The organism is Cupriavidus sp. USMAA2-4 (assembly GCF_001854305.1).
Lineage (GTDB): Bacteria > Pseudomonadota > Gammaproteobacteria > Burkholderiales > Burkholderiaceae > Cupriavidus > Cupriavidus malaysiensis.
Window position 1 is genome coordinate 2498152 of the sequence record NZ_CP017749.1, and the last position, 19827, is coordinate 2517978.

Genomic DNA, 19827 nt, shown 5'->3' on the forward strand with positions numbered 1-19827 from the left:
CCTGGACGGCGGGGGGGGAAGACCCCTTCCCCCCGCCCGGGAGCCTTGGCGCCGCTCAGCGCACGAACCGCATCGCGCAGCGCATCAGCGTGGCGAGCAGGCCCAGCGACAGCACGCCGGCCAGCCACAGGCCGGCAAACCACAGCGCCTGGCGCAGCCGGCCGGGCCTGGCGGCCGCCGGGCCGGCGGCGGGCGAATCCTGACAGGACATGATGGTGCTCCGTGCAGCCGTTTTCAGTGGTAGCCCGCGTCGCCCGCGCGCACCTTGCCGCGGAACACCCAGTAGCCCAGCGCGGTGTAGGCGAGGATCACGGGGAGGATGAGCAGCGCGCCGACCAGGGCGAAGGCCTGGCTGCTGGCCGGTGCCGCCGCCTGCCACAGCGTGACCGAGGGCGGGATCATGTGCGGCCAGATACTGATCAGGAAGCCGGCGTAGCCGAGCGCGGTGATCGCCAGCGCGAGGAAATAGGGCGCGCGCTCGCGGCGCTGCGCCACCGCGGCGCAGATGCGCCAGGCGCACAGCGCCACCGCCGCCGGCACCGGCAGGAACCAGAACAGGTTGGGCAGGCGGAACCAGCGCTGCGCGATGGCCGGGTCGACCAGCGGCGTCCACAGGCTGACCACCGCGATCATCGCCAGCAGCAGGCCGGTCAGCGGCCGCATCAGCGCGAACATGCGGCGCTGCAGTTCGCCTTCGGTCTTGATCAGCAGCCAGCCGCAGCCCAGCGTGGCATAGGTCGCCAGCAGGCCGAGGCCGGTGAACAGGCTGAAGGGGCTCAGCCAGTCGAAGCCGCCGCCGGCGAACTCGCGCCCGGACACCGGGATGCCCTGGATATAGCCGCCCAGCGCCACGCCCTGGAAGAAGGTCGCGGTGGCCGAGCCGGCGATGAAGGCCAGGTCCCACAGATGGCGCGTGCGCCTGGCCTTGGCGCGGATCTCGAAGGCCACGCCGCGGAAGATCAGGCCGACCAGCATCAGCGTCAGCGGCAGGTAGAGGGCGGACAGCACCGCGCCGTAGACCACCGGGAAGGCGGCGAACAGTCCCGCGCCGCCCAGCACCAGCCAGGTCTCGTTACCGTCCCAGACGGGGGCGACCGTGTTCATCATCACGTCGCGGTCCTGCTCACCGGGGAAGAAGGGGAAGAGCAGGCCGATGCCGAGGTCGAAGCCATCCAGCATCACGTAGAGGAACACGCCCAGGGCGATGATGGCGGCCCAGATCAGCGACAGGTCAAGCATGGCCGGCCTCCTCGGCAGGGGTGGAATCGATGCGGTCGTCCGCGCCCGCGAGCGGACGGCGGCCGGAATAGGTGGTGAGCGTGCCGAGCGTCTCGCGCATGCCGGGCGGCGAGTGCTCGCCGGCATGGGGCCCCTTGCGCAGCAGCTTCAGCAGGTAGTGGATGCCGGTGCCGAACACCAGCAGGTAGACCACGACGAAGATCAGCAGCGAGACGCCGACCTGCTGCCGGCTGACCGGCGAGGCGGCTTCGGCGGTGCGCAGCAGGCCGTACACCACCCAGGGCTGGCGGCCCGCCTCGGTGGTGATCCAGCCGGCCAGCAGCGCGACGAAGCCGGCGGGACTCATGGCCACGCAGAAGCGGTGGAACCAGCCGGCCTCGTACAGCCGCCGGCGCCGCTGCAGCAGCAATGCCAGCGCGGCCAGCAGGATCATCAGCAGGCCCAGGCCCACCATCACGCGGAAGGACCAGAACACGACCCGCGCATCGGGGCGGTCCTGCGGCGGGAAGTCCTTCAGGCCGCGGATCTCGCCGTCCCAGCTATGGGTCAGGATCAGGCTGCCGAGGTGAGGCACCGAGAGCGTGTAGCGGGTCGTCTCGGCCGCCATGTCCGGGATGCCGAACAGCTTGAGCGCGGTGCCGCCGGCCTCCGTTTCCCACAGGCCCTCGATGGCGGCGATCTTGGCCGGCTGGTAGCGCAGGGTATTGAGGCCGTGCGCGTCGCCCACCAGCGCCTGCAGCGGGGCGAGCACCGCCAGCATGCCGAGCGCCATGGCGAAGCTGGTCCGGATGGCCGGGTCGCGGCGCCGCCGCAGCAGGTGCCAGGCGGCCGTGCCCGCCACCAGCAGCGCGGTGCAGAGGAAGGCCGCCAGCGCCATGTGCGCCAGGCGGTAGGGGAAGGACGGGTTGAAGACGATGGCGAACCAGTCGGTCGGCACCACGCGGCCGTCGACGATGGCATAGCCGGTGGGCGTCTGCATCCAGCTGTTGGAGGACAGGATCCAGAACATCGAGATCAGCGTGCCGAGCGCGACCATCACGGTGGCGCCGAAGTGGGCGCGCCGGCCCACCTTGTCCCAGCCGAACAGCATGATGCCGAGGAAGCCCGCCTCCAGGAAGAAGGCGGTCAGCACCTCGTAGGCGAGCAGGGGGCCGGTCACGCTGCCGGCGAAATTCGAGAAGGCGCTCCAGTTGGTGCCGAACTGGTAGCTCATCACCACGCCGGACACCACGCCCATGCCGAAGGCGACGGCGAAGACGCGCGACCAGAAGCGGCACAGGTCGAGGTAGACCTGGCGGCCGGTCTTCAGCCACAGCCCTTCGAGCACGGCGATGAAGCTGGCCAGGCCGATGCTGAGGGCGGGAAAGATGATGTGGAAGGATACGGTGAAGGCGAACTGGATGCGGGCCAGCGCGACGGCGGAGAGGGCTTCCATCTAGCGCTCCCGCCGGGCGCCGGCCAGGCTGGCGGCGCAGGGTGGACGGGTGGCGACGGCGGCGCGCGCGGGCGCTTCGGCAGCGGACGGATACATGGCAAGACACATGGCAAGACACGGGCTGGTGACGATGCAGTCAGTGTGCGCTGCAACACGAATGCATAACAGCATCAGAAATGGACAGTTTTTGCGTATCAGTTTGGCGGGGTGGGAAATCCCGGTCCACGCTGGCGGCAAGGGTCCTGCCCGAACGGGGTGGAGTGCGCCACAGTGCGCACGCAGGCAGGACGGGCCACCCCCGGCCTGCCATCGGCTGCACGCCGGCGTGCCCTCTGCATCCGTAGCGCGGCGACTGCGTGTGCAGCGACATCCCCGCCTTGACCCTGCAATATGCGGTCCTATACTCGCGATGGACGGATTGCGACAGATGCGTCGCCCGCGCCGCCCGCGCCGGACAGGTGACGGGACAGGAGACAGCCATGACGGATCGCGACGCCCCGCGACGGGGCAACAGGCACTGGTTGTGGCTGCTGGTGCTGCCCTGGATCGCCATGCTGTGGGTGCCTTCCTACAACGCCGCCGAGCCGGCGTTGTTCGGTTTCCCCTTCTTCTACTGGTACCAGCTGCTCTGGGTGCTGCTCAGCGCGGTGATCACCGCGCTGGTCTACTTCAAGACCCGGGGCGTGCATGGCGCAGGAGGGCCGCAATGAACCCCGTCGCCACCACGGTCTTCGTCTTCTTCTTCGCCCTGGTGACCGTGCTGGGCTTCGTTGCCGCGCACTGGCGCAAGGGCGATCTCAACCATCTCGACGAATGGGGCCTGGGAGGGCGGCGCTTCGGCACCATCGTGACCTGGTTCCTGCTCGGCGGCGACCTGTACACGGCCTACACCTTCGTCGCCGTGCCGGCGCTGGTGTTCGGCGCGGGGGCGACCGGCTTCTTCGCGCTGCCTTACACCATCCTGATCTATCCCTTCGCCTTCGTGGTGTTCCCCAAGCTGTGGAGCGTGGCCAAGCGGCACGGCTACGTGACCGCGTCCGACTTCGTGCGCGCGCGCTACGACAGCCGCGCGCTGGCGCTGGCGGTGGCCGTGACCGGCATCGTGGCCACGCTGCCCTACATCGCGCTGCAACTGGTCGGCCTCGAAGTGGTGATCGGCGGGCTCGGCTTCAACACCACCGGACTGGTGGGCGATCTGCCGCTGGTCATCGCCTTCGCCATCCTGGCCGCCTACACCTATACCTCCGGCCTGCGCGCGCCCGCCATGATCGCCGTGGTCAAGGACCTGCTGATCTACATCACCATCGCCGTGGCCATCGTGGTGATCCCGCTGCAGCTCGGCGGCTTCGGCCATATCTTCGGCACGGTGCCGCCGGCCAAGCTGCTGCTCAAGGCTCCCGACGCCACCAGCCTGAACGGCTACAGCGCCTATGCCACGCTGGCGCTGGGCTCGGCGCTGGCGCTGTTCCTCTACCCGCATTCGGTCACCGCCATCCTTTCCTCGTCGTCGGGCAACACCATCCGGCGCAATATGGCGCTGCTGCCGGCCTATTCGCTGGTGCTCGGCCTGCTGGCCCTGCTCGGCTACATGGCGCTGGCGGCGGGTGTCAAGGACATGCCGGAGTTCGCGCCGTACTTCAAGGCCTACGGCGCCAATTTCGCCGTGCCGGCGCTGTTCCTGCATTTCTTCCCCCCCTGGTTCGTCGGGCTCGCCTTCGCCGCCATCGGCATCGGCGCGCTGGTGCCGGCGGCGATCATGTCGATCGCGGCGGCCAACCTGTACACGCGCAACATCCACAAGGAGTTCATCAACCCGGGCATGACGCACAGCGAGGAGACGGCAGTGGCCAAGCTGGTGTCGCTGGTGGTCAAGCTGGGGGCCGTCGCCTTCGTGCTGGGCCTGCCGCTGACCTACGCCATCCAGCTGCAGCTGCTGGGCGGCATCTGGATCATCCAGACGCTGCCGGCGGTGGTGCTGGGACTCTACACGCGGCTGCTCGATCCGCGCGGGCTGCTGCTCGGCTGGGTTGCCGGCATCGCCGCCGGCACCTGGATGGCGGCCTCCCTCAAGCTGGCCAGCTCGATCTTCCCGATCCATCTCGGCGGCCTGGCGGTGCCGGGCTACGCGGCGGTGTGGGCGCTGCTGGTCAACCTGGCCGTGTCGATCGTGGTCAGCGCCGTGCTGCGCATGCTCGGCATGGCCGACGCCGCCGACCAGACCCGGCCCTCGGACTACCTGGACGTGGTGGAAGGCTAGCTAGACCAATTGCGTCAGAGAATGCGCACCCGAGCGGCGGAGCCTTTCGCATGACGCCTGACAACTCGTGCTCTGCATCACAAGTCGTGCAATGCGTCGTCACGACTGCCCGCAAGGCTCCAGTCTTGCTGCGCTTCGCTCCTGGCCTCGCACGACTTCCCGGCAGACTGAGTGATTCCACGAATTGAAGAATCAGGACACCAGGTGGTCCGCTGCGTCGCCAAGGCGTCGCCCCGGGCCGCCGGGAAGCCGCGCGCCCGCTTCTTGCCCGGCTGGCTTACCTTCTGAACGGATTCCAGGCTCGGGACAGCAGGCGGTTGCCGTGACGCTTCGCGCCGGCGGCGCACCAGGCGGGTGGCTTTGCCGAAGCACGGCAAGGGCAGGTACTATCTCGTCTCAGAAGCGGTGGCAGTTGCGCCGCACAACTGGGTCAAGAATTCTCTCCCGCCCGCGCAAGCGTGCGCGAGACCGGATGCCGGGACGGGAAGGTGTGTCCGGCGGCGCCGCGAGGTGGCGGTCAGGAGTATCCATTGGGTAGTCGATTCCTGCGTGCCAGGACCTTGCTCCTGCACGCCTTGCTCGGGCTGCTGGCGGCCTTGCTGCCGGTTGCCATCGCGCTGCTGCTGATCCGGGCGGAGGCGGACCAGCTCGCGCACGAGAGCAGTGACGAGGCCGCGCAGGTGGTGATCCGGCAAGCGGACGCCATCCTGGCGCAGGCCATGGCCGTGTCGGACCACCTGCTGCCGCTGGCGGGGCGGCCGTGCGCCGAGACCGCGCCCAGGCTGCGCGAGACCAGCGGCCTGCTGCCGCACCTGCACGCCGTCCTGATCGCCCCCGCGCATCCCTACTATTGCTCCGGCCAGGGCGCCATGCCGCGCGCACCGCTGGATGCGCTGCTGCACGACGCGCTGCCGGCGGAGAGCGATGGCCATGCCTTGCTGGTGGTGCAGGATTCGCCCATCGTGCCGGGGCAGCCTGCCCTGCTGGTCGTGCGCAGCCAGGCCGACGGGCGCCGCGTGCTGGTCGCGCTCGACGGCCGCTACCTGCTCAACTTCCTCGGCGCCGCGGCGCCGGCCGAACGCTACCGCCTGGCGGTCACGGCGCGCGGGCATGACGGCGCGCTGCGGCGCGGCACCGGCGGCGCAGAGGCGGCAGGCACGAGGGGGCGCCTTGCCTATGTGGCAACGATCGATTCCCAGCGCTTTCCCTATGCGGTCCAGGTCGGCGTGCGCGCGTCCTTGCTGGCCGAGCGCAGCGCGCGGCTGCTGCACAGCTACGCGCCGGTGATCGTCCTGTGCTCGTTGGGCCTGGGCCTGCTGATGCGCCGCGTGCTCAAGCGGCAGCTGTCGATGGCCGCCGAGATCCGCCGCGGCATCGCGCGCGGCGAGTTCCACGTGCAGTACCAGCCAGTGGTGGCGCTGGACTCGGGCCGCTGCGTCGGCGTGGAGGCGCTGATGCGCTGGAACCGGGCCGGCATGAGCGCGGTCCGGCCCGATATCTTCTTCTCCGTTGCCGAGACCAACCATCTGGCCGTGCCGCTGACGCGCCACCTGTTCGAGCTGGTCGCGCGCGACCTGCACGGGCGCTGGCTGCCGCTGGATTTCCACGTCGGTGTCAACATCACGTCGGAACACCTGGAGAGCCCCGAGATCCTGGACGACGTCGCGCGCCTGTCGCAGGCACTGGCGCTGCAGGCGCCCCGGCTGACCCTGGAGGTGACGGAACGCCAGGTGCTGCCCGGTACGCCGGCCGTGCTGGAGCATATGCGACGGCTGCGCGCCGCCGGGGTGCGGCTGGCGATCGACGATTTCGGCACCGGCCACAGCGCGCTGGCCTACCTGGAGCGTTTTCCGGTCGACTACCTGAAGATCGACCGCCTGTTCGTCTCGGCCATCGGCACCGGCGCCGTCAATGCGCCGGTGCTCGACCTGATCATCGCGCTGGCCGCGCGCCTGGGCGTGGCCCTGGTGGCGGAAGGCATCGAGGATGCGTCGCAGGCCGCCTACCTGCGCGCCGAAGGGGTCGGCTTCGGACAGGGCTTCCTGTTCGCGCCGCCGATGCCGGCCGACGCCCTGGTCGCGTGGCTGGAATCGCAGGCCGCGGCCAGCGGTGGCGCGGCGCCGCCGGGACACGCGACCGGGCCGGCGGTGGTCCCGCCGCTGGCCTGAAATAGCGGGGCGGCAGGGCGTCGCCCCGGTGCTCCGGCCGGCGGCGTCAGCCGGCCCCGGCGGGGGCGGCCGCCTCGCCGGCCGCCGCCAGGTGGCGGCGTACCGCCTCGGCCAGTTCGGCCGCCGCCGGCGACAGGCTGCGGTGGCGCAGCGTGACCAGGCCGATCGAGCGTTCCGCCACCGGGCCGGTCAGCAACCGCTCGACGATGCCCGGCTGGCGCACCGTGCCGGCCGCGATCTCCGGCAGCGCGGCCACGCCGAAGCCGCACTCGACCATGGCGGCGATGGTGGCCAGGTGCTCGGCCTCGAACACCGGCTGGAAGCGGATGCGGTTCTGCAGGAAGGCCCATTCGGCGTACTGGCGCACGCTGCTCGGATGGGTCATCGAGACATGCGGCGCGTTGGCCGTGTCGCTCCAGCGCAGCGGGCCGCCGGCGCGCGCCAGCGGGTGCCCGGCCGGGATCAGCAGCACGAAGCGGTCCGACAGCAGCGGCTCGTAGTGCAGGTCGGCCTGCTGCGGATCGGCCGCCGTCAGGGCGAAATCCACCTCGCCGGCGCGCACCAGGTCGAAGGCCGGCCCCGACAGCGTGTCGAAGACCTTGAGCGCCACCTCCGGGCGCTCGCGCCGGAAAGCCATCAGCACGCGCGGCAGGATGCGCGCGGCCAGCGAAGGCAGCGCCGCCACCGCCACCTGCCCGCGCTCCGCGCTGGCGATGCCGCCGACCGCGTCGATGGCGTCGCGGAAGGCCGACTGCAGCAGCGCCGCCTGTTGCAGGAAGACCTTGCCGGCAGCGGTCAGCCGCACCGTGCGCGTGGTGCGGTCGAACAGGCGCACACCCAGCGTTTCCTCGATGCGCAGCACCTGGGTGGACAGCGCCGACTGCGACAGGTGGAGCTGGCCGGCGGCCTGGCGGAAGTTGAGCGTGCGGCCGAGCACCAGGACGGTCTCGATGTCGCGCATGGACAGGTTGATCTTCATGGCGGGGGGCTCACAGGGCCCAGGGTGCGGGCGATTGATCTGGTTTGTCGATCATTCTATAGAGAAAATCGACTTCCTCTATCAAAGCGCCTTCTCTACACTGCGCCGGTCATCGCGTCGCCGCCGCCGTCTCCGCCTTGCCGGCCGGCGCCGCGCCCCTTACCCGAGGAGACTTCATGCAGAACCCGAATCCGGCCGCCGCCGTGCTGGCCCGCCCCGGCGCCGCGCACGCGGTGGTGGTGGGTGGCGGCACCATGGGCGCCGACGTGGCCGTGGTGCTGACGCGCGCCTTGTGCCGTACCACCGTGGTGGAACCCGACGCGGCGCGCGGCGCCGCGCTGCCGGCGCGCGTCGCCGCAAACCTGGCCGCGATCGGCCGCGAGGATGGTGCCGCGGCGCTGCAGGTGGCCGCGGACCTGGACCAGATCGACTGGAGCACGGTCGACCTCGTCATCGAGTGCATTCCCGAGCGGCTCGACCTCAAGCAGGCCCTCTTTGCCGAACTGGTGCGCCGCGCGCGGCCCGATGCGGTGCTGGCCAGCAACAGTTCCAGCTTCCCCATCAGCGCCATCGGCGCCGGCCTCGACACGCGCGCGCGCATGCTCGGCCTGCATTTCTTCATGCCGGCGCACCTGGTGCCGCTGGTCGAGGTGGTGATGGGCGAAGGCAGCAGCGAGGACGGCGCCGACGCGCTGATCGCCTTCATGCGGCGCTGCGGCATGGTGCCGGTCAAGGTGCGCCAGGACCTGCCCGGCTTCCTCGCCAACCGGCTGCAGCATGCGTTGTCGCGCGAGGCCTTCAGCCTGATCGACCGCGGCATCGCTTCGCCCGGGGACGTGGACGCGGCGGTGCGCTTCGGCTTCGGCTTCCGTTTCCTGGCGGCCGGCCCGGTGCTGCAGCGCGACCACGCCGGCATCGACGTGCACGCCGCCGCCGGCGCCACCATGTACCCGAGCTTCTGCAACGACGCCGAGCCCGCGCGCTGCCTGGCCGAGCGGGCCGCCGACGGCCGCCACGGCATGAAGCGCGGCGAGGGCTTCTATGCCTGGACGCCCGAAACCATCGCCGCCGAGCGTGCCCGCTACGACCGCCTGCTGCGCGCCGGCCTCGACCTGATCGCCACCGAACTGCCCGCCATCGAACCATGAACCCGACCGAGCAAGCCCCCGCCGCGGCCCGCCCCGCGGCGCTGGCAGAATCCCCGCTGATCGTCACGGTGGCGCCCAACGGCGCCTACAAGCGTGCCGCCGACCACCCGGCGGTGCCGCTGACGCCGGCGGCGCTGGCGGCCGAGGCCAAGGCCTGCCTCGATGCCGGCGCGGCCATGATGCATATGCATGTGCGCCATCCCGACGGCAGCCATTCCCTCGACGTCGAGGCCTACCGCGCGGCGCTGGCCGCGGTCCGCCAGGCGGTGGGCGAGGCCCTGCTGGTGCAGGTGACCAGCGAGGCCGCCGGCGTCTACCGTGCTCCCGAGCAGATGGCCATGGTGCGCGAACTGCGTCCCGAGGCGGTCTCGATCGGCCTGCGCGAGATCGCCGTGCCCGAGATCCCGGAGGGCGAGCTGGCGGCCTTCCTGGCCTGGCTGGCGCGCGAGCGCATCCTGACGCAGATCATCCTGTACGACGCGGCCGATGTGTCGCGCTGGCAGTCGCTGCGCGCGCGCGGACTGGTGCCGCCGGGCGCCTGGTCCGAACTCTATGTGCTCGGCCGCTACGCGGCCGGCCAGCAGTCCTCGCCGCACGACCTGCTGCCCTTCCTGGACCTCGCCGACGGCTCGCTGCCGTGGGCGGTGTGCGCGTTCGGGCGGGAAGAGAATGCCTGCGTGACGGCGGCGGCGGCCTTCGGCGGCCACGTCCGCGTCGGCTTCGAGAACAACCTGCTGCTGCGCGACGGCAGCACGGCGCCGGGCAATGCGGCGCTGGTGGCCCAGGCCGTGCAGGGTGGCCTCACGCTGGGCCGGCCGCTGGCCGACGCGGCCGCGGCGCGCCGCATCTACGGCGCGGTGCGCTGAGGCGGGGGCCGCCGGGAGCGGCATCCGGGTAGCGTGGAGGTCGTGCCGAGGCAGCAGGCAGCGCCCAGGTAGTGCTCAGGCACTGCCGCCGGTGGCCGCCGTCGCCTGGGCGTCGCCGTGATCCGCCGCTGCCGCGCCGGTGGCGATGCGGCGTACCTCGACCCGCTCGATGCGCCGCTCGGAGACCTCGCTCACGGTGAAGCGGAAGCCGGCCAGTGCCAGCGCGGCGCCAACCTGCGGCAGCGCGCCGAAATGCGCCAGCAGCAGCCCGCCGAGCGTGGCGTAGGGGCGCTCGGGCCCGGCCAGTTCCAGGCTCGCGTCGAGCGCTTGCTCCACGCTGTGCAGGTCGGCCGCGCCGTCCATCAGCCAGTGGCCGGGGCCGGCCGTCACGATGTCCGGGGTTTCGTCCTCGTCGGGGAACTCGCCCGCGATGGCTTCCAGGATGTCCACCGGCGTGACCACGCCGAGGATGGCGCCATACTCGTCGCTGACCAGCACGAGCTGCCCGCGTGAGGCGCGCAGGGTGTCCATCAGGCGCAGGATGCCGATCGATTCCGGCACGATGATGGGCGGGCGCAGGCTGGCCGGATCGATCGCGCCCCGGTCGGTCAGGTCGAGGATCAGGTCCTTGGCGCGGCCGACGCCGGCGATCTCGTCGAGCTGGCCGCGGCAGACCGGGAAGAGGCTGTGCGGCGCGGCCAGCAGGCGCTCGCGCTGCGCCTGCGGCGGCTCGTCCAGGTCGACCCAGGACAGCTCGGTGCGGTTGGTCATGACCGAGCGCACCGAGCGCTCGGCCAGCTTCAGCACGCCGCTGACCATATTGCGCTCCAGCGGCGCGAAGGCCGGGGTGCCGGCGGCGGGCGACGGCGCCTGGTCCTGCCCGTCGTCGGCGGCGCGGCGCGCGCCCAGCAGGCGCAGCACGGCGTCGGCCGTGCGCTCGCGCCGCGGGCGCCGGGCCTCATGGCGCAGGGCATTGCGCTGCGCCACCTGGTTGAAGAACTCGATCAGGACGGAGAAGCCGATGGCGGCGTAGATGTAGCCCTTCGGGATATGGAAGCCCAGGCCTTCGCATACCAGGCTCAGGCCGATCATCAGCAGGAAGCTCAGGCACAGCACCACCACGGTCTGGTGGGCATTGACGAAGCGCGTCAGCGGCTTGGAAGCGAACAGCATCACGCCGATCGAGATCACCACCGCCGCCATCATCACGCCCAGGTGGTTGACCATGCCGACCGCCGTGATGACCGAATCCAGCGAGAACACCGCGTCGAGGATGACGATCTGGGCCACCACGGTCCAGAAGCCGGCGTGCGCGCCCTTGTTGCCGCCGGCGTGCGGCAGACCCTCCATGCGCTCGTGCAGTTCCATGGTGGCCTTGAACAGCAGGAACAGGCCGCCTGTCAGCAGGATCAGGTCGCGCGCCGACAGTGACAGCGGTCCGAGCGTGAACAGCGGGCGGGTCAGCGTGATCAGCCACGAGATGATGGACAGCAGGGCCAGCCGCATCAGCAGCGCCAGCGACAGTCCCAGCACGCGCGCCTTGTCGCGCTGGGCCGGCGGCAGCTTGTCGGCCAGGATGGCGATGAAGATCAGGTTGTCGATGCCGAGCACGATCTCGAGCACCACCAGCGTCGCCAGGCCGATCCAGATCGACGGGTCAGTCAGCCATTCCATGGTCGGGTTCCGGTTGGGGAGAGGGGGCGGGCCGGCGCGGCCGTTGGCGATGAGAGGCCACCGGCGCCGGCGGTCCGGCTACTTTACCGGAAAGCAGGTCGCCGCCGGCCATGCATCGGCGCACGGCGGCGGGCAGGAGAGGGGTGGCAGAGCCGGGGAAGAGGGAGGAGGGAAGCCGAAGGCAGAAGAGAGAGAAAGAGAGAGAACAACCGGCGCCGGCGTCGCCGCCGCGCCGGCGTCGCTACGCTTGCCTCAGGCCGGCTTGCCGAGATCGGCCAGCGGATCGGCGCCAGCGGCCCAGGGTGCGTCGAAGAAGCGCTGCACCGCGGCCGGGTCGACCGCGTCGGCGCCGGCCACGCGCCAGCGTGGCGCATTGTCCTTGTCGACGATCAGCGCGCGCACGCCTTCGATGAAGTCGCCGTCGGTGAAAGCATGCGAGACGGCCACCAGCTCCATGCGGAAGCAGTCGGCCAGGTCCAGCCGGCGTCCGCGCAGCAGCAGTTCGCGCGTCACCGCGGTCATCAGCGGCGAGCGGCTGCGCAGGGTGTCGAGGGTGCGCGCGGCCCAGGCGCCGGCCTCGCTGTCCGTGGCGGCTTCGGCCGCCAGGCTGTCCAGCAGCTGCGGCAGCGTGCGGTCGGCGCGGAAATGCCGCAGCAGCGCGGGCAGGGCCGGCAGCAGCGGCGCCTCGGCGGCGCCCAGCGTGGCCTGCGGCGCGAGCGCGGCGCGCAGCGCGTCCAGCGGCGCGCGCGCGCCATCGTCCCAGCGGATCGCGGCGAGCCGCTGGCCGGCGTCGGCCAGGGTCGCGCTCTCCACCGCGACGTCCGCCAGGCCGCACAGCAGGGTGTCGGCCGCGCCCAGCGAGACGCCCGTCAGGCCGACGTAAAGCGCCAGTTCCACCGGCATCTTCGACAGGAAATGGCTGGCGCCGACGTCCGGCACCAGGCCGATGCCGGTCTCGGGCATGGCGATGCGCGAGCGTTCGGTGACGATGCGCAGGTGCGCCGCCTGGGCCAGGCCCATGCCGCCGCCCATGACGATGCCGTCCATCAGCGCCACCATCGGCTTGGGGTAGCGGTGCAGCGCGTAGTCGAGGCGGTATTCGTCGACGAAGAAGCGCTGGCGCAGCGGCGTGCCGGCGTGGAAGCTGTCGTACAGCGCGCGGATGTCGCCGCCGGCGCAGAAGGCCTTGGGGCCGGCGCCGCGCAGCAGCACGGCGGCGATGTCGCCGCGTCCGGCCCATTCGCGCAGGCGGGCCTCCAGCAGGCCGATCATCGGATAGGAGAGCGCGTTGAGCTGGCGCGGACGGTTCAGCGTGATCACGCCGACCCGGTTGATTTCCTCGAACAGCACCTCCGGTTCGGCGCCGGACGCGCCGGCATCGCCCGCGGCGGGGGCATTATCGGTCTGGTTTCGCATGGTCATGATTGGCTGGGACGGGCGCGGCAGCGGCGCCGCCGCGCCCGTCCGGTCAGTCTCCGCGCCACTGGGGCGCGCGTTTCTGCAGGAAGGCGCTGACACCCTCGCGCTGGTCCTCGCCGTCGAACAGGTCGACGAAGCGCTCACGCTCCAGCGCCAGCGCCGGCGCGCGCGCCACGCCCTCGCGCGCCAGGTGCACCAGGCGCTTGCTGTCAGCGGCCGCGCGCGGGCGCAGCGTGGCGGCACGCTCGGCCAGGCGCAGCGCGGCCTGCAGCGACTGTCCCGCCGGCACCACTTCTTCCACCAGGCCGATGCGCAGCGCGGTGGCGGCATCCACGCGCTCGTTGGTCAGGATCATGCGCTTGGCCCAGCCCTCGCCCACCAGCCAGGGCAGCGTCTGCGTGCCGCAGCCGCAGGGCAGCAGGCCCACGGCGGCCTCGGGCAGCGCCATCTGGGCATGCTCCTCGGCGATGCGGATATCGCAGGCCAGCGCGCATTCGAGCCCGCCGCCCATGGCATAGCCGTTGATGGCGGCGATCACCACCGGGCGGGCATTCTGCAGGGCCTCGAAGGCCGCGCCGAAACGCTGCGCCATGTGGCGCGCGTTGGCACGGTCGCCGTCGGCGAAGCCGTTCAGGTCGGCACCGGCGCTGAAGAACTTGGGGCCGTCGCCGGTGATGACGATGGCGCGCACGTGCGCATCGTCGTTCAGCGTGGCGACGAGCTGGCGCAGCTGCTCCAGCCCTTCGGCATGGAAGGCGTTGGCCGGTGGCCGCTTGAGGGTGAGACGGGCGGTGTGCCCGTCGATGAGGTGTTCGATCATCATGCCTGCTTGCCGCGGTACTGGCGGATCACGCCGGAGAAGTCGAGCGCACCCTCGCCGAGCTGGGTCATGGACTGGTAGACCTGCTGGGCCTGGGCGCCGAGGAAGAGCGGCTGGCCCACGCTGCGCGCCGCGTCGGCGGCGAGGCCGAGGTCCTTGAGCATCAGCGCCGCGCCGAAGCCGCCGCTGTAGCCGCGTCCGGCCGGCGCGGTCTCGATCACGCCAGGGAAGGGGTTGCAGGTGTCGGATGCCCAGCAGCGGCCGGTGGAGGTATTGACGATGCCCGCCAGCACCTTGGGATCGATGCCCAGCTTCTCGCCCAGGGCCATGGCCTCGGCCACGCCCACCATGGAGATGCCGAGGATCAGGTTGTTGCAGATCTTGGCCACCTGGCCGGTGCCGGTGCCGCCGCAGTGGACCACGTTGCGGCCCATGCCCGCCAGCACCGGCTTGATCTGCTCGAACAGCGCCGCTTCGGCGCCCACCATGAAGGTCAGGGTGCCCGCCTGGGCGCCGCCGGTGCCGCCGGAAACCGGGGCGTCGGCCATCGGGTTGCCTTGCGCCGCCGCGGTCTTGGCCAGTTCGCGGATGGTGGCGGGATCGATGGTGGACGAATCCACCAGCGGCACGCCGGCGCGCACGCCGGCGAGCACGCCGTCGCTGCCCAGGTAGGCGCTGCGCACGTGCGCGGCCGCGGGCAGCATGGTGATGACGAAGTCCGCCTCGGCGGCGGCCGCGCGGGCGCTGGCCGCGCTGGCAGCGCCGGCGTCGCGCAGGTCGGCGACGGCCTGCGCGTTGAGGTCGAACACGGTCAGGGCATGGCCGGCCTTGAGCAGGTTGCGCGCCATGGGCGCGCCCATGTTGCCGAGGCCGATGAAGGCGATGTGCATGGGGTCTCCTCTTTCGGGGGTGTCAGGTTTCGGCGCAGGCTGGCGGCCTTGCCGTGCGGGATGGATGGTGGCGGGGAGGGCAGCTTGTCGCGCCGGCGCCCGCCATGGCGACGCCCTGCCGTTGCCCGCGGGAGCATGGGCATCATCCGCCGCCGCCTTGCGTCCTTACTTCAGGCTGATCGTCGTATTCACCCCGTCGTTCACCGTGGCATCGTCGAACCAGCGCGCGGTGACCGTCTTGGTCTGGGTGTAGAACTGCACCACCTGCTTGCCGTAGGGGCCGAGGTCGCCCAGCTTGGAGCCGCGCGAGCCGGTGAAGCTGAAGTAGGGCACCGGCACCGGGATGGGAATGTTGATGCCGACCTGGCCGACGTCGATCTCGGTCTGGAACTTGCGCGCGGCGGCGCCGCTCTGCGTGAACACACCGGTGCCGTTGCCGAAGGGATTGCGGTTGACCAGGGCGATGGCCTCGTCGAGCGTGTCGACGCCGATCACCAGCAGCACCGGGCCGAAGATCTCATTGGTATAGATGCTCATCTCGGTGCCCACGTCGGTGAACACGGTCGGGCCGATGAAGTTGCCCTGCGCATAGCCCGGCACCTGCACGCCGCGCCCGTCCAGCGCCAGCGTGGCGCCTTCGCGCTCGCCGGCGGCGATCAGGCCCAGGATGCGCTCCTTGGCCGCCACCGATACCACCGGGCCGACGTCGGTGCCCGGCTCGGCACCGGCGCCCACCTTCAGCGTGCGGGCCTTGGCGATCAGCTCCGGCACCCACTCGCGCGCCGCGCCCACCAGCACCGCCACCGAGGTCGCCATGCAGCGCTGGCCGGCGGCGCCGAAGCCGGCGCCCACCAGTGCGTTCAGCGTCTGTTCCTTGTGCGCGTCGGGCAGCACCACGGCATGGTTCTTGGCGCCCATCATCGATTGCACGCGCTTGCCGTGCGCGCCGGCCAGGTTGTACACGTGGGTGCCCACCGCGGTCGAGCCGACGAAGGAGACCGCCTTGATGTCCGGGTGGGTGCACAGGGCGTCGACCACGTCCTTGGCGCCATGCACCACGTTCAGCACGCCGGCCGGGATGCCGGCCTCGATGGCCAGCTTGACCAGCTCCATGGTGGACAGCGGATCCTGCTCGGAGGGCTTGAGGACGAAGGTGTTGCCGCACACGATGGCCATCGGGAACATCCACAGCGGGATCATGGCCGGGAAGTTGAACGGCGTGATGCCGGCGCAGACGCCGATCGGCTGCTGCAGCGTGTAGGTGTCGACGGTGGCCGCCACGTTCTCGGCGAAGCCGCCCTGCTGCAGGGTGCCGATCGAGCAGGCGTGCTCCACCACCTCCAGGCCGCGGAAGATGTCGCCCTCGGCGTCGGCCAGGGTCTTGCCCTGCTCGGCGGTCAGGATGGCGGCGATGCGCTTGCTGTGCTCGCGGATCAGTGCCTGGTAGCGCAGCATGATGCGCAGGCGCGCGCCGATCGGCGTGTGGCGCCAGGTGGCGAAGGCCTGCTGGGCGGCGCCGACGGCCGCGTTGACCTCGGCAGCGGTGGCCAGCGGCACGCGCGCCAGCACTTCCTGCGTGGCCGGGTTGACGACCTGGCGGAACTCGGTGGCGGCGGACTCGACCCACTCGCCGTTGATCAGCAGCTTGACGGTCGGCGCCGGCTGGCCGGCGGCGGGGGTGGTGGTGGCGTTCATCTGGCTTGTCTCCTTCGATGGGCGATGGGTCGTATCGGAATCGATATCGGGATCGGATTCGGTGCGGATTCGGTGCGGATTCAGGGGGCGGTGCCGGCGGCGGGCCCGGGGGCTCAGGGCTTGAGGTCGGCGAAGTCCTCTTCCCAGTATTCGCCGGGCATGCGCTGCGCGGCCTCGTCGCCGCGCGCCATCTCCTGGCGCCGCAGCTCCACGCGGCGGATCTTGCCGGAGATGGTCTTGGGCAGCTCGGCGAACTGCAGCCGGCGGATGCGCTTGTACGGCGCCAGCCGCTCGCGCGAGAAGCGGAAGATCTCGCGCGCCAGCTCGGCGCTGGCGACGTGCCCCTGGCGCAGCGAGACATAGGCCTTGGGCACCGACAGGCGCACCGGGTCGGGGCTGGGCACCACCGCCGCCTCGGCGATGGCGGCGTGCTCGATCATCACGCTTTCCAGCTCGAACGGGCTCAGGCGGTAGTCGGAAGACTTGAAGACGTCGTCGGCGCGGCCGACGTAGACGTAGTAGCCGTCCTCGCGCCGCAGCGCGATGTCGGAGGTGCGGTAGTGGCCGTCGCGCATGGCGTGCGCGGTGGCGTCCGGGTTGTTGGCATAGCCGCGCATCAGGCCGGCCGGGCGCGTGGCGCCGCCGTCCAGCGGCAGCGCGATCTCGCCTTCCTCGGCCGGCTTGCCGTCGGGGTCGAGCAGGGCGATGCGGTAGCCCGGCAGCGGCCGGCCCATCGAGCCCGGCACCACCGGCTGCCCGGGCGGGTTGCCGATCATGCAGGTGGTCTCGGTCTGGCCGTAGCCGTCGCGGATGGTGATGCCCCAGGCGTGGCGCACGCGCTCGATGATCTCGGGGTTGAGCGGCTCGCCGGCGCCGACGATCTCGCGCAGCGCGGTGCGGTAGTCGGCCAGCGGCTGCTGCACCAGCATGCGCCACACCGTGGGCGGAGCGCACAGGGTGGTGACGCCGCAGCGCACCAGCGTGTCGAGCACCGCCTGCGGCTCGAAGCGGGCGTAGTTGTAGGCGAACACGCAGGCCTGGGCGTTCCAGGGCGCGTAGAAGCAGCTCCAGGCATGCTTGGCCCAGCCCGGCGAGCTGATGTTCCAGTGCACGTCGCCGGGTTGCAGGCCTACCCAGTACATGGTCGACAGGCTGCCGACCGGGTAGGTCCGGTGGGTGTGCTCGACCAGCTTGGGCTTGGAGGTGGTGCCCGAGGTGAAGTAGAGCAGCATCGGGTCGTCGGCGTCGGTGGCGCCGTCCGGCACGAAGTCGGCGGGCGCGGCGTAGCCGTCGCCGAAGGTGTGCCAGCCGGGGCGCGGCGCGCCGGCCACGAAGCGGGTCAGCGGCAGCTCCAGGCCGTCGAACTTGGCGGCCTCGTTCTCGTCGACGATGGCGAAGCGCGCGCCGCCGAGCTGCACGCGGTCGCGCACGTCCTCGGCCGACAGCTGCGTGGTGGCGGGCAGCACCACCGCGCCCAGCTTCATCGCCGCCAGCATGGCGTCCCACAGCTCGACGCGGTTGGGCAGCATCAGCAGGATGCGGTCGCCGCGGCCGACGCCGGCGCCGCGCAGGTAGTTGGCGACGCGCGCCGAGCGCTCGGACATCTGCGCGAAGGAGTACTGCGTGCCCGCGCCGCCCTCGGCGCCGACGATCCACAGCGCAGGCTTGTCGTTGCCGCGCGCAATGGCGTCGAAGTAGTCGAGCGCCCAGTTGAAGGCGCCGAGCTGCGGCCAGCGGAAATCGCGGCAGGCGGTGTCGTAGTCGGTACGGTGGCGCTGCAGGAAGTCGCGCGCCGCGAGGAATGCCTGTGCAGTCATGGTGTCGTCTCCATCCGTTCTGCGGCCGGGCGGCCGCGGCAGCGCGTGCCGCTCACCGGTGCATTGCCGGTGCGTCGTCGGGGTATCGTGGGGAATCGCCGGTGAACCGTCGCTGTTACGCTTGCGCGCGGCGCATCACAACTGCCGCGCGATCACCATCCTCTGCACTTCGCTGGTCCCCTCGTAGATCTGCGTGATCCGGGCGTCGCGGTAGTGGCGCTCGACGTCGTAGTCGGCGAGATAGCCATAGCCGCCATGGATCTGGATCGCATCCGAGCATACCGCTTCGGCCATCTCGGAGGCAAACAGCTTGGCCTGGGAGGCCTCCGACAGGCAGGGGCGGCCGGCGCTGCGCAGCCGCGCCGCGTGGTGCACCAGCAGGCGCGCGGCGTTCAGGCGGGTGGCCATGTCGGCCAGCTTCTGCGCGATCGCCTGGTGCTCCATCAGCGGCTTGCCGAACTGGGTGCGCTCGGTGGCGTAGACCTTCGCCTTCTCGAACGCGGCGCGGGCGATGCCGACCGCCTGCGCGGCGATGCCGATGCGTCCGCCCTCCAGGTTGGACAGGGCGATGCGCAGGCCGTCGCCGCGCGCGCCGAGCAGGGCGTCCTCGGGGATCGCGCACTGGTCCAGGGTGATCGGACAGGTATCGGAGGCGCGGATGCCCATCTTGTTCTCGGGCTTGCCGACCACGAAGCCCGGCGTGTCGGTCGGCACCAGGAAGGCCGACAGGCCGCGCTTGCCGGCCTCGGGGTCGGTCACGGCGAAGACCACGGCCAGGCCGGCGCGCGCGCCGTTGGTGACGAACTGCTTGCTGCCGTCGAGCACCCAGCGGCCGTCCTGCAGGCGGGCGCGGGTGCGCAGGTTGTGCGCCTCGGAGCCGGCCTGCGGCTCGGTCAGGCAGAAGGCGCCGACCAGTTCGCCGCGCGCCAGGCGGCCCAGGTAGCGGTCCTTCTGCGCTTCGGTGCCGTAGTGCAGGATGGGACCGCAGCCTACCGAGTTGTGCACGCTCATCAGCGTGGCGCAGGCCGCGCAGCCGGCGGCGATCTCCTCGATGGCGAGCGCGTAGGCCACGTAGTCGGTATAGGTGCCGCCCCACTCCTCGGGCACGATCATGCCCAGCAGGCCGAGCGCGCCCATCTCCTGCACCACCTCCGGCGGCAGCGCGCCCGCCTCGTCCCACTGCGCGGCGCCGGCGGCCAGCCGCTCGCTGGCAAAGGCGCGCGCGGTGTCGCGGATCATGATCTGTTCTTCGGTGTAGTCGTGGGGCATGGTGGAGCGCTGGGCAGGTTGGCGCGCGGCGGCGCGCATCGATACGGGGCAGTGTAGGAAGCGTGGCCTGCCGCTCCTATGCCAAAATCCGCCAATCTTGCTGAACTCCCAAGCCACTGCCCCGCGCCCGGCCGCCTCCGCCGGGCGGCGG

At 71.3% G+C, this 19827-nt stretch carries 16 protein-coding genes; 5 read left to right on the top strand and 11 right to left on the bottom strand.

Annotation, left to right across the window (positions count from 1 at the left end):
• Nucleotides 1-55: 55 nt before the first annotated feature.
• Genes BKK79_RS40715 through BKK79_RS30975 form a run of 3 tightly spaced genes read right to left on the bottom strand, consistent with a single transcriptional unit; the run spans nucleotide 56 to nucleotide 2674 of the window.
• Nucleotides 56-211: a DUF2474 family protein gene (locus tag BKK79_RS40715; protein WP_156811507.1), complete on the bottom strand. Its 156-nt coding sequence runs from the start codon at nucleotides 209-211 to the stop codon at nucleotides 56-58.
• Between the two features lie 23 nt (nucleotides 212-234).
• Entirely contained in the window at nucleotides 235-1239 is a 1005-nt protein-coding gene (cydB, locus tag BKK79_RS30970; protein ID WP_071039754.1) for a cytochrome d ubiquinol oxidase subunit II, read from the bottom strand.
• Nucleotides 1232-2674 (bottom strand): cytochrome ubiquinol oxidase subunit I, encoded by a 1443-nt coding sequence (locus BKK79_RS30975; RefSeq protein ID WP_071039755.1) that lies wholly within the window; start codon nucleotides 2672-2674, stop codon nucleotides 1232-1234. The genes cydB and BKK79_RS30975 overlap by 8 nt, the downstream gene beginning before the upstream one ends.
• Before the next feature lie 479 nt (nucleotides 2675-3153).
• Between BKK79_RS30975 and BKK79_RS30980 the strand changes: the two genes are divergently transcribed.
• From BKK79_RS30980 to BKK79_RS30990, 3 genes are all read left to right on the top strand, one after another.
• A complete protein-coding gene (locus BKK79_RS30980) occupies nucleotides 3154-3384 on the top strand; it encodes a DUF3311 domain-containing protein (protein WP_071021008.1) in 231 nt (76 codons plus the stop codon).
• Entirely contained in the window at nucleotides 3381-4931 is a 1551-nt protein-coding gene (mctP, locus tag BKK79_RS30985) for a monocarboxylate uptake permease MctP (protein ID WP_071021005.1), read from the top strand. The genes BKK79_RS30980 and mctP overlap by 4 nt, the downstream gene beginning before the upstream one ends.
• A 530-nt stretch (nucleotides 4932-5461) precedes the next feature.
• Nucleotides 5462-7099 carry an EAL domain-containing protein gene (locus BKK79_RS30990; protein ID WP_157128560.1) on the top strand — a complete coding sequence of 546 codons (1638 nt, stop codon included), beginning with the start codon at nucleotides 5462-5464 and terminating at the stop codon, nucleotides 7097-7099.
• Nucleotides 7100-7145: 46 nt separating this feature from the next.
• Here the strand turns inward: BKK79_RS30990 and BKK79_RS30995 are convergent, their stop codons facing one another.
• Nucleotides 7146-8078, bottom strand: a complete 933-nt coding sequence (locus BKK79_RS30995; RefSeq protein WP_071021000.1) for a LysR family transcriptional regulator — start codon at nucleotides 8076-8078, stop codon at nucleotides 7146-7148.
• Between the two features lie 176 nt (nucleotides 8079-8254).
• On the opposite strand from BKK79_RS30995, the gene BKK79_RS31000 reads away from it, so the two are divergent.
• Nucleotides 8255-9226: a 3-hydroxyacyl-CoA dehydrogenase family protein gene (locus tag BKK79_RS31000; protein WP_071020999.1), complete on the top strand. Its 972-nt coding sequence runs from the start codon at nucleotides 8255-8257 to the stop codon at nucleotides 9224-9226.
• Nucleotides 9223-10092, top strand: coding sequence for a 3-keto-5-aminohexanoate cleavage protein (locus tag BKK79_RS31005; protein ID WP_071039757.1), 870 nt, complete (start codon nucleotides 9223-9225; stop codon nucleotides 10090-10092). The genes BKK79_RS31000 and BKK79_RS31005 overlap by 4 nt, the downstream gene beginning before the upstream one ends.
• A 75-nt stretch (nucleotides 10093-10167) precedes the next feature.
• Here the strand turns inward: BKK79_RS31005 and BKK79_RS31010 are convergent, their stop codons facing one another.
• From BKK79_RS31010 to BKK79_RS31040, 7 genes are all read right to left on the bottom strand, one after another.
• Entirely contained in the window at nucleotides 10168-11766 is a 1599-nt protein-coding gene (locus tag BKK79_RS31010) for a TerC family protein (RefSeq protein WP_071039758.1), read from the bottom strand.
• Between the two features lie 252 nt (nucleotides 11767-12018).
• Nucleotides 12019-13182, bottom strand: coding sequence for an enoyl-CoA hydratase/isomerase family protein (locus BKK79_RS31015; RefSeq protein WP_071040480.1), 1164 nt, complete (start codon nucleotides 13180-13182; stop codon nucleotides 12019-12021).
• A 52-nt stretch (nucleotides 13183-13234) separates the two neighbouring features.
• Nucleotides 13235-14005 (bottom strand): enoyl-CoA hydratase, encoded by a 771-nt coding sequence (locus BKK79_RS31020; RefSeq protein WP_071040481.1) that lies wholly within the window; start codon nucleotides 14003-14005, stop codon nucleotides 13235-13237.
• Nucleotides 14005-14895, bottom strand: coding sequence for a 3-hydroxyisobutyrate dehydrogenase (gene mmsB, locus BKK79_RS31025; protein WP_071020990.1), 891 nt, complete (start codon nucleotides 14893-14895; stop codon nucleotides 14005-14007). Before mmsB ends, BKK79_RS31020 begins: the two co-directional genes overlap by 1 nt.
• Before the next feature lie 165 nt (nucleotides 14896-15060).
• Nucleotides 15061-16590 (bottom strand): CoA-acylating methylmalonate-semialdehyde dehydrogenase, encoded by a 1530-nt coding sequence (locus tag BKK79_RS31030; RefSeq protein ID WP_071039759.1) that lies wholly within the window; start codon nucleotides 16588-16590, stop codon nucleotides 15061-15063.
• A gap of 113 nt (nucleotides 16591-16703) precedes the next feature.
• Nucleotides 16704-18407 carry an AMP-binding protein gene (locus tag BKK79_RS31035; protein ID WP_071039760.1) on the bottom strand — a complete coding sequence of 568 codons (1704 nt, stop codon included), beginning with the start codon at nucleotides 18405-18407 and terminating at the stop codon, nucleotides 16704-16706.
• A gap of 135 nt (nucleotides 18408-18542) precedes the next feature.
• On the bottom strand, nucleotides 18543-19676 hold the full coding sequence (locus BKK79_RS31040) for an acyl-CoA dehydrogenase family protein (RefSeq protein ID WP_071022721.1): 1134 nt from the start codon (nucleotides 19674-19676) through the stop codon (nucleotides 18543-18545).
• Nucleotides 19677-19827: the final 151 nt, after the last annotated feature.